The organism is Pararhodobacter oceanensis, from assembly GCF_003076755.1.
Classification (GTDB): domain Bacteria; phylum Pseudomonadota; class Alphaproteobacteria; order Rhodobacterales; family Rhodobacteraceae; genus Pararhodobacter; species Pararhodobacter oceanensis.
Genome location: NZ_QDKM01000001.1, coordinates 608,571 through 622,064 on the forward strand (window position 1 = coordinate 608,571; position 13,494 = coordinate 622,064).

Here is a 13,494-nt window from a genome sequence, read left to right on the forward strand (position 1 = left end):
TAAAATTGCCCTCCCCCGCTTCATCTTGCGAAAAATACTCTGGGGGTGAATTTGCGCAGCAAAGAGGGGGCAAAGCCCCCTAGTCCTTGGCCCGTGGGCACCACGGGCCGCGCCCGACCCTCCCCCCGGGAGGGCGCATCGGCGATGTCACTAGCGGCTCATCCGACGTTGATGCTTTCAGATGCGCCGCTTTGTTCCAAACATTCAAGCGCCCACCCAGGGTCGGGCGCGTCCCTTATCGCTTGATGTTGAACGTCTGCGTCAGACGCCCTCTCAAACCTTCCGCGCCACCACATCAATCAGCGCCGAATGCCCCGCATGGCCGCGCCCCTCTTGCACGTCGCGCTCATAGGCGGCCAGCCGCTCGATCTGCCAGCCGTCAAAGGCGTCGCGCAACATGTCCTCGGTATACATATGATCGGCGCAGGGCGGCCCGCCGGTACCCAACCCCACTTGCTCGGGCGTATAGCCGTGCAGCACCAACCGCCCGCCCGGGCGCAGCGCCCGGCTCAGATCGGCGAATTGCGCGGGGCGTTCCGCAGGCGTGGCGTATTGGATGAAAATCCCCACCACCATGTCGAACTGACGATCCCAGTCCCAGTCCGCCCAAGCAATCTCATGTGCCTCCAGTGCCACACCGCGTGCCTCGGCCAATGCCCGCGCGCGGGCCACGGCGGTGGGCGATTGCTCGAAACTGCACACCTGCAGCCCGCATCCAGCCAGATAAACGCCATTGCGCCCCTCGCCATCGGCAACACAGAGCACCGTGCCCCCACCGACATCTGCCGTCAGCCAAGGGTTTTCCACCAGCATCTGCGCCGGTTCGGTGCCGAAAAGATACGCCTCAGAGGCGCCGTAACGGTCTTCCCACATCGCCAGTCTCCCATAGAAAAGTTACCAAAAGCTTTGCGGATCAATATCCACCGCCAGCCGCAGATCATTGGGCAGTTTCACCCCATTCAACCAGGCCCGTATCGCCTGCTGCAACGGCGCACCCTTGTCGGATTTGATCAACAGCCGCACCCTATGGCGCCCGCGCACCCTTGCAATCGGCGCCGGTGCGGGGCCAAAGACCTGCGCGCCAATCCGGTGCAGGGGCTCGGCACGATCGGCCAGCGCATTGCCCATCTCGAAGGCGTGTTCCAGATGCGGCGAGGACAGGATCACCCCCGCCAGCCGCCCGAAAGGCGGCATCCCCAGCGCGCGGCGTTCCTGCGCTTCAGCCTGCCAAAACCCCTCGTCATCGCCCGACAATATCGCCTTGATCACCGGATGTTCGGGCTGATGGGTCTGCATCAAGGCCACGCCCTTACGCTCGGCCCGCCCCGCGCGCCCGGCCACCTGCCGGATCAGTTGAAATGTGCGTTCGGCGGCGCGTAGATCACCGCCGTGCAGCCCGAGATCCGCGTCAATCACGCCAACAAGAGTCAAATACGGGAAATTATGCCCCTTGGCGACCAATTGCGTGCCAATCACAATGTCGGCGCCCCCGTCGGCGATCTCGGAAATCTGCTCTTTCAGCGCCCGCGCCGAGCCGAACAGATCCGAGGATAGCACCGCCACGCGCGCCTCGGGCCAAAGCGCGCGCGCCTCTTCCTCCATCCGCTCGACCCCCGGCCCGACGGGATGCATCGTGCCGGGTTTCTCGCAGGATGGGCAACTCTCGGGCACCGGCGCCGTCGCCCCGCATTGATGGCACATCAGCCGCTTGAGAAACCTATGCTCGACCAGCCGCGCGTCGCAATCCTTGCACTGCATCTGGTGCCCGCAGCCCCGACAAATCGTCATCGGCGCATAGCCACGGCGGTTGAGAAACAGCAGGCTCTGTTCGCCAGCCGCAATCCGCGCATCCACCGCCTCTTTCAGCGCGGGCGAGATCCAGCGGCCATGCGGCACCTGCTGCTCGCGCATGTCAATCGCGGCCATTTCGGGCAGTTCCGCCACGCCAAACCGCGCCAATAGATCCAATCGGTCGTATTTTCCGGTCTTCGCGTTGACCCATGTTTCCAGACAGGGCGTCGCCGAGGCCAAGACCACCTGCGATCCGGCAATCGAGGCGCGCAGCACCGCCATATCGCGGGCGTTATACAGAACCCCGTCCTCTTGCTTATAGCTCGCGTCGTGTTCCTCATCGACCACGATCAACCCCAGATCGCGGTAGGGCAGGAACAGCGCCGAACGCGCGCCGACCACCAGATCGATGCCCCCCTCGCCCGCCATCCGCCAGAGCCGCCGCCGTTCGGTCACCGTCACGCCCGAATGCCACTCGCCGGGCCGCGCGCCAAACCGCGCTTCGACCCGCTCGAGAAACCCCTCAGTGAGGCCAATCTCGGGCAGCAGCACCAGCGCTTGGCGCCCCTGCCGTAGACATTCCGCCACCGCCTCAAGATAGACTTCCGTTTTCCCCGAGCCGGTCACGCCCTTCAGCATCGTCACGCTGAAATCACCCGCTTTCTCGCGCAATTCCGCCGAGGCTTTCGCCTGATCCTCGGATAATTCCTTACTCGGCCGCGCAGGATCAAGTCGCGGATAAGGCTGGTCTTTTGGCGCCTCGCCTTCGATCAGCGCGCCCTGTGCGGCCATCGTATGCACCACCGGCCCCGAGACGCCCGCGGCGCGGGTGATCTCGCCCACGGTCAGCGCCGCGCCCGCATAGCCTTCGAACACATCATAGACCCGCTGCCGCGCCTCGGTCATCCGTTTGGGCGGCGGGCCGGGGCGGTAGACGCGCATCATCGCCGGCCCCTTGAACAGCCCCGGCGCGCGGGTGGCCAGAAACAGCATCAGCGACAGCGGCGTCAGCGTGTAATCCGCCGCGCGGCCCAGAAACACGCGCAATTCCTCGCGCATCGGCGGCACATCCAGCACCCGCAGCACCGCGCGCAGCTTGTTGACCGGATAATCCCCCGTCGCAGGCCCCCAGACCACACCCAGAACCTTGCGCGGCCCCAAGGGCACCTCGACGAAATCACCGATCACCGCGCCCCCCTCCGGCGCGCGGTAATCCAGCATCCGGTCCAGGGGCTGGGTGGTCAGAACACTGAGCGGTTGACCGGATTTGAACGGTTGATCGAACAGCGCATCCATGCGGGTAATGGCCTTCCAGACGGGAACGACATAGGGTATGACGCGACCCATAGGCTTCCGCAACCACAAGAGAGCGCCATGAAATTCTTTATCGACACCGCCGATGTTCCGGCGATCCGCGACCTGCATGACCTTGGCATGGTTGACGGGGTCACCACCAACCCCTCGCTGATCATGAAATCGGGACGCGATATTATCGAAGTGACGCGCGAGATTTGCTCGTTTGTCGAAGGTCCGGTCTCCGCCGAAGTGGTGGCGCTCGAGGCTGACGCGATGATCAAAGAGGGCCGCCATCTGGCCGAGATCGCCTCCAATATCGCGGTCAAACTGCCGCTGACTTGGGACGGGCTGAAAGCCTGTAAGGTGCTGTCGGGCGAAGGCAAAATGGTCAATGTCACGCTCTGCTTCAGCCCCAATCAGGCGCTGCTCGCAGCCAAGGCCGGTGCGACCTTCATCAGCCCCTTCATCGGGCGTCTTGATGATATCCACCTCGACGGGATGGAGCTGATCCACGATATCCGCGCGATTTATGACAATTACGATTTCAAAACCGAAATCCTCGCCGCCTCGATCCGCTCGGTGAACCATGTCACCCAATGCGCGCTGGCCGGATCGGATGTGATCACCGCCCCGCCCGAGGTGATCCGCAAGCTGGCCGCGCATCCGCTGACCGATGCAGGTCTGGCACAGTTTATGAAAGACTGGGAAAAAACCGGTCAGAAAATCATCTGATCTGGTGTAGGGTCGACGCAAAGACAGCAAGATCGGGGCGAAGATGGCAGTGACCGGACCGGCACAGGAACCCGGAACGCAGGACGAATGGCGCAGGCGCGTGCTCGCGGATCCGGGGTTGATCCTCGATGATCCCGAGCTGATGCGCGCCTTGGTGCTGACCTCCGAGCGGGCGATGGGCGGCAATGTCGTCGATCTGCGCGCGATGGCGATGGAACGTCTGGAAACGCGGCTGGAACGGCTCGATGAGACCCACCGCGCGGTGATTGCCGCGGCCTATGAAAACCTCTCGGCGACCAATCAGGTGCACCGCGCCTTTCTGCGCTTGCTGGACGCCGAGAAATTCGATGATTTCGTGCTGGCACTGGGCGGCGATGTCGCCCAGATACTGCGCGTCGACAATCTGCGGCTGGTGCTGGAAAGCGCCGATACGGGTGGCAATCTGGGGCCGCTCAGCCGCGTCTTGGTGGTGCGCCCCGCCGGTTTTGTCGCCAGCTATATGAGCGCCGGACGCCCGACGCCGCCGCGCCCGATTGTGCTGCGTCAAGGCGAGCCTCCGGCGCAGAACCCTTACGGCAACAAGGCCCATGATCTACGCTCCGAGGCGTTGATCAGCCTTGATCTGGGCAAGGGCCGCCTGCCCGGTATGCTGGCGATGGGCGCCGAAGACCCGCATCACTTCAAACCCGGTCAAGGCACCGATTTGATTGGCTTTTTCGCCGGTGCTTTTGAACGGGTTCTGCGTCGCTGGCTGGCATGACCGCGACGGGCGGAGCGTCGGCGGGCAGACTGGCGATCAGCCCTGCCCTGCGCGACGCTTTGGCCACATGGCTGGCGCATCTGGGCGCGCTGAACGAAGCCTCTGACCACACAATCAACGCCTACCGCGCCGATGTGGCGGGGTTTTTGGGGTTTCTGGCGCTGCATCACGGTGGTGCTGCGGGGCTGGACCAATTGCGCGCTGTCGAGACCCGCGACATGCGCGCATGGATGGCTGCGGCCCGCGCCGAGGGGCGCAATTCGCGCTCACTGGCCCGCGCGCTCTCCGCGCTCAAGGGGTTTTGTCGCTGGCTTGCCGACCGCGAGGATGATTTCGACCCCACCGCGATCCTATCCACCCGCGCGCCCCGCCATCAACGCCCGCTGCCCCGCCCCTTGGATGAAGACGCCGCGCGCGAGGTCATGGCGGTGATCAGCGACGATAAATCCGAACCTTGGGTGCAGGCCCGCGATGTGGCGGTGGCGACGCTGCTTTATGGTGCCGGTCTGCGGATATCCGAGGCTCTGGGCCTGACCGGTCGCGACGCCGCCACCGCCTGCAAAGCCGGTGCCAGCCTGCGCATTCTCGGCAAGGGCGGCAAGGAACGTCTGGTGCCGGTGATCCCCGCCGCCGCCGAAGCCACCGCGCGCTATTTGCAGCTCTGCCCCTATCCGGTCGAGCCCGACACGGCCCTCTTCCGCGGGGTCCGCGGCGGGCCGCTCAATCCGCGGATGATCACCCGCGCGATGGAAGCCGCCCGTCTGCGCCTCGGCCTCCCCGCCAGCGCCACGCCCCATGCGCTGCGCCATTCCTTCGCCACGCATCTGCTGGCGGCGGGTGGTGATCTGCGGGTGATTCAGGAGCTTCTGGGCCACGCCAAACTCGCCACCACGCAGATCTACACCAGCGTCGATGCCGCACGGCTGATGGAGGTCTATGCCAAGGCCCATCCCCGCGCCAAATCCACCGACTAGGCACATCCACTGAATAAAACATCTCGCGCGTCGTGAGATCCGTATTTTGCCCGCAGCCCTCAGGCAACTTCGGCCGCGCAAATACACGCACACCGGCAGGTAAACTCACTTCAACGCGACAGGCTCCCAGCCGCACCGCCCGTCACCGGCGCGCTGCCGATCAAATTGACCCCGATTTCCCAAAACGAAGGTTGCTCCTTGGTCGGTTTTTCGACACAAGACCCTATGTCAAAGACCTTTCGCGCCTATTTCGTCCATATGTTCACCGCCACCGGCGCCGTTTTCGCGATGCTCGCGATGCTGGCCGCCGCCGATGCCGAATGGAGCCTGATGTTCCTCTGGCTGGTCGTCGCGCTGATCGTCGACGGCGTGGATGGCCCGATGGCGCGCAAATACGACGTCAAATCCAAAGCCCCGATCATCGACGGCGTGCTGTTGGACCTGATCATCGACTATCTGACCTATGTCTTCATCCCCGCCTTCGCGCTGTTCAACTCGGGGCTCTTGCCCGGCTGGACCGGCTGGGCGGCAATCGTGGTGATCACCTTTGCCAGCGTGCTCTATTTCTCGGACACGCGGATGAAGACCAGCGACGCGTCGTTTTCCGGCTTTCCCGGCTGTTGGAATATGTTCGCGGTGGTGGTTTTCGCCGTTCAACCCGATTTCTGGATCATTCTGGCGCTGACTATCGTGCTGTCGGTGGCGATGTTCCTGCCGATCAAATTCGTCCATCCGATGCGCACCAGACGCTGGCAGGTGATCACCCTGCCAATGGCACTGGGCTGGACCGGCTTTGCCATCTGGGCCGCTTGGCTAGACTTCCAAGAGCCGCAACTGGTCACCATCGGGCTGATCGTGACCTCGTTTTACCTGATGGTCGCAGGCGCGCTGCAACAAGTGATTTTCCGCGAAAAGCTGTAAACGCAGCCTAACGCGCCTCGGGTTAAAACCGCGTTAAGATCACCCCTGCGACGATCAACAGGGCCGCCGCCGCCTTGCCGCGGTCCATCCGCTCGCCGAAAAACCACCAGCCGATCAGCACCGCAAACAGGATCGAGGTCTCGCGCAGCGCGCCGACCAAGGCAATCGGCGCCAGCGTCATCGCCCAGACCGCAATCGCATAGGCGCCAAAGGATGCCGCCGCCGCGACCAGCCCAAAGCCCCAGGCCCGCGCGTCGGCGCGCAGCACCACGCTGCCCTTCAGCGCGATGATCGCGGGCGTATAGAACAGCGCCGCCAGCAGCATTAACCATCCGACATAGGCCAGCGGCTCACCCGAGACCCGGGCGCCCAACCCATCGGCCAGCGTATAGCCCGCCGTCGCCACAGCCGCGCCCAAAGCAAAGGGCAAGAGCCGGCGCGGCTCGCCGTTGCGCAGCACCCCATGCGCCATCAAGGCAATGCCGCCGCCCAGCACCAAGATCCCCCAGACCTCGGCCCCCTCGGGCGAGTCGCTGAGGAATAACAAGCTGATCACCAACACAATCATCGGCGCCGTGCCGCGCGCAATCGGGTAAACGCGGCTCAGGTCGCCCTGCTCATAGGCGTAGGCCAGAAACAATTGATAGGCCATATGGATCAGCCCCGAGGCAAAAAGCCAGGGCCAGACCTCGGGCGCGGGAAAGGGGAAAAACAGCGCCACCGCCAAGCCGAACAGCGCCTGCCCGACGGTCAGGATGAACATCGAGGTCTGTTTGCTGAGGCCGGTCTTGATGATCGCGTTCCAGCCCGCGTGCATCACTGCGGCCAGCATGACGGCCAGAAATACGCCTATCGTCACCGCTCACCCCTGCAGTAAATCCTTCACATGTGACAGATCATAGAATGCGGCGGCGGCCAAGGGCCGCCGGACAGAAACAGGCGCGATGCAAAAAGGGCGGCCCGTTTAGGACCGCCCGATCTACCGTTAACCCATCTCTTGATTAACCCAGTTCGTGGTTAACCCAGCGCGTCGCTGCAGCGTTTGCAGGTCGCGGGGTGCTTATGGGTGCCAACATCGGGCAGGATTTTCCAGCAGCGCTGGCATTTCTCGCCCTCGGCATGGGCAAAGCTCACCGCGACACCCTCCACGTCCTCCATGGTGAACGACTCCTCGGGCGCCGGATCGGTGCTGAGCGTCAGGTCCGAGGTGATGCAGAGCGTCGCGAAACGGTCCTTGTCGGTGATGATCTGCGCCAGTTCCGGCGACAGATAGACCGTCGGCGCGGCTTCAAGGCTGGCGCCGATGGTCTTGGCGCGGCGCTCGACTTCCAGCGCGCCGGTGACCACACGGCGCACCGCCCGCAGCTTCAGTGACCGCGCCGCCAGCTCGGGGTCGAGCCAGTCCGCAGGCGTCTCCATAAAGTCATGCAGATGCACCGAGCCGCCCTCTTCGGGGAAACGCGACAGCCAGACATCCTCGGTGGTGAAGGGCAGGATCGGGGCCAGCCAAGTGGTCAACCGGTGGAATACCGCGTCGATCACCGTTAGCGCCGATTGCCGCAGAGTGCTGCCCATCGGATCGCAATAAAGCGCGTCCTTGCGGATGTCGAAATAGAACGCCGAGAGATCCGTGGTGGCAAAGCTGAACAGCGCCTGAAACACGCCCTGAAAATCATGGCTGGCGTAGCCTTTGCGCACCACCACGTCCAGTTCCGCCAGCTTGTGCAGGATCAACTGCTCAAGCTCGGGCATATCCGCCCGCGCCACGGGCTGCGCCGCGTCATAACCGTTCAGCGCGCCCAGCATGAACCGCAGGGTGTTACGCAAACGCCGGTAGCTATCGGCCACACCTTTCAGGATTTCCGGCCCGATCCGCTGGTCGGCGGTGAAATCGACCTGCGCCACCCAGAGCCGCAGGATATCGGCGCCATATTGCTTGACGATCTCTTCCGGGACGATGGTGTTGCCGATGGATTTGGACATTTTCATGCCCTTCTCATCCAGCGTAAACCCATGCGTCACCACCTGCCGGTAAGGCGCACGCCCCTTGGTGCCACAGGCTTGTAGCATCGAGGAATGAAACCAGCCGCGGTGCTGGTCGGTGCCCTCAAGGTAGACATCGGCGATCCCGTCGGCGGTGCCGTCTTCACGGTCGCGCAGCACGAATGCATGGGTCGAGCCCGAGTCGAACCAGACATCGAGAATGTCAAAAACCTGCTCATAGGCTTCGGGATTATGCAGGTCTTTCAACACCCGCTCTTTGAATCCTTGCACATACCAGACATCCGCGCCTTCGGCCTCGAATGCCTGACAAATCCGCGCATTCACCTGCGGGTCACGCAGCAAATACTCCGCATCGGTGGGTTTCGCGCCCTTTTTGACAAAGCAGGTCAGCGGCACGCCCCATGCGCGTTGACGCGAGAGCACCCAGTCAGGGCGGTTCTCGATCATCGAATAGAGCCGGTTGCGGCCGGTCTTCGGCGTCCATGTCACCAGCGCGTCGATCGAGGTCAGCGCCCGCTCACGGATCGTGGTGCCGTGCTCATCCATCCCGTCGCCCAGCGGCCGGTCGATGGCGACAAACCACTGCGGCGTGTTGCGAAAGATCACCGGCGCTTTCGAGCGCCACGAATGCGGATAGGAGTGTTTGATCTTGCCACGCGCCAACAAACCGCCGACCTCGGCGAGTTTTGTGATCACAGCCGAATTCGCGTCACCCTCCCACGGGTTCGCCTTGTTCTTTTTGTTCAGGCTCTCGCGCAGGATCGCCTTGCCACCAAAGAACGGCAGATCGTCGCGGAAACGCCCGTCCTCCATCACGTTATAGGTGATCACCTGTTCCAGCATGCCGAGATCGCGGTAAAGCTCGAACTCCTCCATCCCGTGGCTCGGCGCGCAATGGACAAAGCCGGTGCCCTCGTCATCAGTGACGAAGTCGGCGGCGCGGAAATCGCGGATATCATCCCATTCGCCGCCCGCGCCCTCAACACCGTGCAGCGGATGGCGCAAGCCCTTGATCTGGCTCGCATCCACATCGCCCACACGGCGATACATCCCGTCCTCAAGTCGCGCGCGGGTCAGCACATCCTCGGCCAGCTTGTCGGCCAGCAAATACCGGTCACCGACATTCACCCACGACTCCTCGGGGCAATCGGTGATCTCATAGATGCCGTAGGCAATATCCTTGCCGAAAACCACGCCCTTGTTCGACGGGATCGTCCAGGGCGTCGTCGTCCAGATCACCAGTTGCGCGCCCTCAAGCGCCGGATCATCGGTCTGATCGACGGTGAATTTCACCCAGATCGTAAAGCTTTCCTTGTCGTGATATTCGACTTCGGCCTCGGCCAGCGCGGTTTTCTCGACCGGCGACCACATGACGGGCTTCGAGCCTTGATAGAGCGAGCCGTTCATCAGGAACTTCTGGAATTCCTCGGCAATCACCGCCTCGGCGTGGTAATTCATCGTCAGATACGGATCGTCCCAATTGCCGGTGACGCCCAGCCGCTTGAACTCGGCGCGTTGCACGTCGATCCAGCCCTCGGCGAATTTGCGGCATTCCTGACGGAAGGCGACGATATCGACGTCGTCCTTATCCAGCCCCTTGGCGCGGTATTGCTCTTCGATCTTCCACTCAATGGGCAGCCCGTGGCAATCCCAACCCGGCACATAACGCGCGTCATGCCCCATCATCTGGTGGCTGCGCACCACCATATCTTTCAGCACTTTGTTCAGCGCATGGCCGATGTGCAGATGGCCGTTCGCATAGGGCGGGCCGTCATGCAGGGTAAAGGGCGTGCGGCCTCCGGCTTTGGCCTTGTCGCGCAGTCGGTCATAGATGCCGATGCTCTCCCAATGCGCCAGCCAGTCAGGCTCGCGCTGCGGCAGACCTGCGCGCATCGGAAAATCGGTTTGGGGCAGAAACAGGGTGTCTTTATAGTCGGGCATATCGGCACACATATCGTGGGCTCCGGTCATCTGGGGATTTGAATGTGAATTAGCAAAGCGCGGCGTATAGCTCCATACGCCTTTTCCCGGCCACTCTGGATCAGAGCGCCGGGCTGCTAATTCGTATGATGATCGGGCCAAGCGGCAGATGGCGATACGTCATGAGGGTTCTATACGCCGCGATCCGGCGGGGGGCAACGGGGCCAGCGGCCCGGCTGGCGAGGAAATGCAGCCGTTGCAGGCCCGGATTGCCACGTACTTGGCTAAACGGCGGGCAAACCGGGGGGCAAATCGGCGCAATTAACCCTGTTTTCACAGTTTCATGTTGCAATCATCCGGCGCAATGCGATTATTACCGTATGAAAGCACAGCCAAACGCCGATCCGACTCACCCCACCGCCGCCACCCCAACCGCTGGCAGCGCAGGCATTCCTTCGGGGCGCGAATATTACGAGCGCTCTCTGACCGTGGCGCTGCTCAGGGCGCGCGAGTCGACGATGCGGCGGTTCAAACGCTATGCCGATGCCGAGGATATGACCCTGCCGCAATGGCGCGTTTTGCGGGCGCTGGCCGATGGCGAGCCTCTGGATGCCGGCACCCTATGCCAGCGCTGCGTGATCCTGCCGCCCTCGCTGACCCGTATCCTGCGCGCGCTGGCCGAACGCGGGCTGATCCTGCAGGTCGCCTGTTCGGATGCGCGCCGCCATATGGTCACGCTGACCCCCAAGGGCAAGGCGCTGTTTGACGATCTGGTGGTGCAATCCGAGGAAACCCGCCGCGAGATTGATCAGGCGTTCGGCACGGAAAAGATGCAGCTTTTGCTCGATCTGCTCAATGAGTTGCGCGAGATCACCGAGGATCTGCCCGATCCCGAATGACCGCTCCGGCGCGCGTTAACCACGCCGCCCCCTGCCCGAAGACCCTGCCTGCACCCCATACCCGCCTCAGGCGCGGCCCGAGATCGACGACAGGCTGACCGGATCCACGCCCATAGATTTCAGCGCATCCAGCCATTGATGCTCACCGGGTTTCGGGTCGAAAATCAGCGATTGCGGGGCCTTGCAGGTGAGCCAGGCGTTCTGCGCGATCTCTGCCTCCAACTGCCCCGGACCCCAGCCCGAATAGCCCAGCATCAACAGCCAGTCCTTCGGCCCCTTGCCCTCGGCAATCACCTTCAGGATCTCGGTCGAGGCGCTCAGCACCAGCCCCTCGCCAATCTCTTGCCCGCTGGGGTCGTCATCGGCGCTGCCCGCATGCAGCACAAAGCCGCGCTGGGTCTCCACCGGCCCGCCCAGCATCACCGGCGTCGAGGCGAGTTTACCATGATCCTCAACCCCCACCTGATCGAGCACGCTGGCCATCGTCGGCTGCGTCATCGGCCGGTTCAGCACCAGCCCGAAGGCGCCTTCGGAACTATGCGCGCAGAGGAAAATCACACTATGTTCGAAACGCGGATCGGCCATCGCCGGCGTCGAAATCAGGATGTCGCCTGTCAGATCAAAATCCATAACCGGTTCTTATGCCCTGCTCTTAACCTTGGCCCCAACTCTGGCCCGCCGCCGCGCGAAAGCCAAGAGCAGGCGGGGCTGCTAACGCTGTTTTTACTTTCCCCCGGCAGGCTTGGTGGTATTGCTGGCGGTATGAAGAACATCGTTAAGCATCTGGCCACTGCGGCCCACCGCGCTTTGGCCCATCTGCCTATGGGCCAGCGCCGCACCTCTCCGCCCCTGCCCGCCGTTATTCTCGCCTCTGGTTTGGGATTGGGGCTGGGGCTGGGATTGGCGGCGCCGGTGGTGGCGCAGCAATCCGGCGGGCTTGGCGCGGTGGTGCAGGCCGATATCCTGCCCGGCTGGCAGACCGCGCAGGGCACGCGGATGGCGGCGCTGCGGCTGCGCATGGCGCCGGGCTGGCACACCTATTGGCGGGTGCCGGGGGATGCCGGGATCGCGCCGCGGCTGAACTGGTCGCAATCGCAAAATATCCAGAGCATCGAGGCGATCTGGCCGCGCCCTGAGATCATCGACCAGAACGGGTTGCGCAGTTTCGGCTTTACCGAAGAACTGATCCTGCCGCTGCGCATCACCCCGCGTGATGCCGCCCGCCCGATGGCGATCATCGGCGAATTGAACATCGGTGTGTGCCGCGACACCTGCGTGCCGGCGGATCTACAGGTCAGCGGCGCCCTGCGCGGGGGCGGTGCCGAGGACGGGCGGATCGCGGGTGCGCTGGGTCAGGGCGCGCAGCCCGCCGAACGCCACGGTTTGCAACGCGCCACTTGCCGTTTGGAGCCAACCCGGCGCGGCGCCCGTCTGACCCTGCGCGCGACCCTGCCGCCGGTCGGCGCGCAAGAGCAAATCATCATGGAATTGCCCGGCTCGGGCTATTGGATTTCCAACAGCCGAACATGGCGCGAGGGCGGGGATCTGGTCGCCGAAGCCCGCATCCGCGACCCCGAACGCGGCGCCGTCGGAATCAACCGCTCGGCGGTCAGCTTCACCATCCTGTCGGGCAGCCAGATGATCGAAGCCCAAGGCTGCACCGCGGGTTAACCTGTTGGGGCGGACGAACAAAGAACCGGCAGCCTCGTCACGGGGTCTGCCCTCCTCCCAACAATTCAACCTACTGGCCCGGGGGCACCCCGGGCCGCGCCCGACCCTCCCCCCCGGGAGGGCGCCATGGCGATGACGGGAGAGGCTCGCGCGGCATTCGTGCTTTTGAGTGCACCGCCTTGTGGCGAGGATGGGGCGCCCACCCAGGGTCAGGCGCGTCCCTTCTCGCTTTACAGAGACTTCGGAACAAAGCGCTTCAAAGACCACAGCGCCCAGAAGCTAGCCGCACCCCGCAAATGCTGACGCCCCAAAGGCAAGCCCGAGCAACACCCCAGCCCACCGCTGCCCTCATCAGAGCAACATCCCCACCGTCACGCCCGTGGGCACCACGGGCCGCGCCCGCCCCTCCCCATGGGGGGGGCATTGGCGATGACATTCACAAGGCAACCGACATCACCGCTTTCAAGCACAGCACGTCGTGAAAACGGCGGGCGCCCACCCAGGGTCAGCCGCGTCCCTTCGCATC

11 protein-coding genes and 1 pseudogene are annotated in these 13,494 nt (G+C 63.6%); 6 read left to right on the forward strand and 6 right to left on the reverse strand.

Features of this window, described 5'->3' with window-relative positions:
• Positions 1 to 273 precede the first annotated feature (273 nt).
• Entirely contained in the window at positions 274 to 873 is a 600-nt protein-coding gene (locus DDE20_RS02675) for an SAM-dependent methyltransferase (protein WP_116556880.1), read from the reverse strand.
• Between the two features lie 21 nt (positions 874 to 894).
• Positions 895 to 3,087 carry a primosomal protein N' gene (locus tag DDE20_RS02680; RefSeq protein ID WP_116556881.1) on the reverse strand — a complete coding sequence of 731 codons (2,193 nt, stop codon included), beginning with the start codon at positions 3,085 to 3,087 and terminating at the stop codon, positions 895 to 897.
• 78 nt (positions 3,088 to 3,165) lie between these two features.
• Here DDE20_RS02680 and fsa point away from each other — a divergent pair, with 78 nt between their 5' ends.
• The 4 genes from fsa (at position 3,166) to DDE20_RS02700 (ending at position 6,474) form a co-directional block, all read left to right on the forward strand.
• On the forward strand, positions 3,166 to 3,819 hold the full coding sequence (gene fsa / locus DDE20_RS02685; protein WP_116556882.1) for a fructose-6-phosphate aldolase: 654 nt from the start codon (positions 3,166 to 3,168) through the stop codon (positions 3,817 to 3,819).
• 43 nt (positions 3,820 to 3,862) lie between these two features.
• A complete protein-coding gene (locus DDE20_RS02690; RefSeq protein WP_116556883.1) occupies positions 3,863 to 4,579 on the forward strand; it encodes a DUF484 family protein in 717 nt (238 codons plus the stop codon).
• Entirely contained in the window at positions 4,576 to 5,553 is a 978-nt protein-coding gene (locus DDE20_RS02695) for a tyrosine recombinase XerC (RefSeq protein WP_116556884.1), read from the forward strand. The genes DDE20_RS02690 and DDE20_RS02695 overlap by 4 nt, the downstream gene beginning before the upstream one ends.
• A gap of 225 nt (positions 5,554 to 5,778) precedes the next feature.
• Positions 5,779 to 6,474 carry a CDP-alcohol phosphatidyltransferase family protein gene (locus DDE20_RS02700; RefSeq protein WP_116556885.1) on the forward strand — a complete coding sequence of 232 codons (696 nt, stop codon included), beginning with the start codon at positions 5,779 to 5,781 and terminating at the stop codon, positions 6,472 to 6,474.
• A 22-nt stretch (positions 6,475 to 6,496) separates the two neighbouring features.
• Here DDE20_RS02700 and DDE20_RS02705 read toward each other — a convergent pair whose 3' ends face one another.
• The 3 genes and pseudogenes from DDE20_RS02705 to ileS form a co-directional block, all read right to left on the reverse strand.
• On the reverse strand, positions 6,497 to 7,333 hold the full coding sequence (locus DDE20_RS02705; RefSeq protein WP_116556886.1) for an EamA family transporter: 837 nt from the start codon (positions 7,331 to 7,333) through the stop codon (positions 6,497 to 6,499).
• 3 nt (positions 7,334 to 7,336) lie between these two features.
• A pseudogene (locus DDE20_RS19375) lies at positions 7,337 to 7,423 on the reverse strand (hypothetical protein); the annotation flags it as partial.
• Between the two features lie 68 nt (positions 7,424 to 7,491).
• A complete protein-coding gene (gene ileS / locus DDE20_RS02710; RefSeq protein WP_116556887.1) occupies positions 7,492 to 10,431 on the reverse strand; it encodes an isoleucine--tRNA ligase in 2,940 nt (979 codons plus the stop codon).
• 347 nt (positions 10,432 to 10,778) lie between these two features.
• Between ileS and hpaR the strand changes: the two genes are divergently transcribed.
• Positions 10,779 to 11,297 carry a homoprotocatechuate degradation operon regulator HpaR gene (hpaR, locus tag DDE20_RS02715; RefSeq protein WP_165814400.1) on the forward strand — a complete coding sequence of 173 codons (519 nt, stop codon included), beginning with the start codon at positions 10,779 to 10,781 and terminating at the stop codon, positions 11,295 to 11,297.
• Between the two features lie 66 nt (positions 11,298 to 11,363).
• On the opposite strand, the gene DDE20_RS02720 is transcribed toward hpaR, so the two are convergent.
• Positions 11,364 to 11,927, reverse strand: coding sequence for a YqgE/AlgH family protein (locus tag DDE20_RS02720; protein WP_116556889.1), 564 nt, complete (start codon positions 11,925 to 11,927; stop codon positions 11,364 to 11,366).
• A 132-nt stretch (positions 11,928 to 12,059) separates the two neighbouring features.
• Here DDE20_RS02720 and DDE20_RS02725 point away from each other — a divergent pair, with 132 nt between their 5' ends.
• Complete coding sequence (locus tag DDE20_RS02725; RefSeq protein ID WP_165814401.1) at positions 12,060 to 12,968, forward strand: protein-disulfide reductase DsbD domain-containing protein; 909 nt, start codon at positions 12,060 to 12,062, stop codon at positions 12,966 to 12,968.
• Positions 12,969 to 13,494 lie beyond the last annotated feature (526 nt).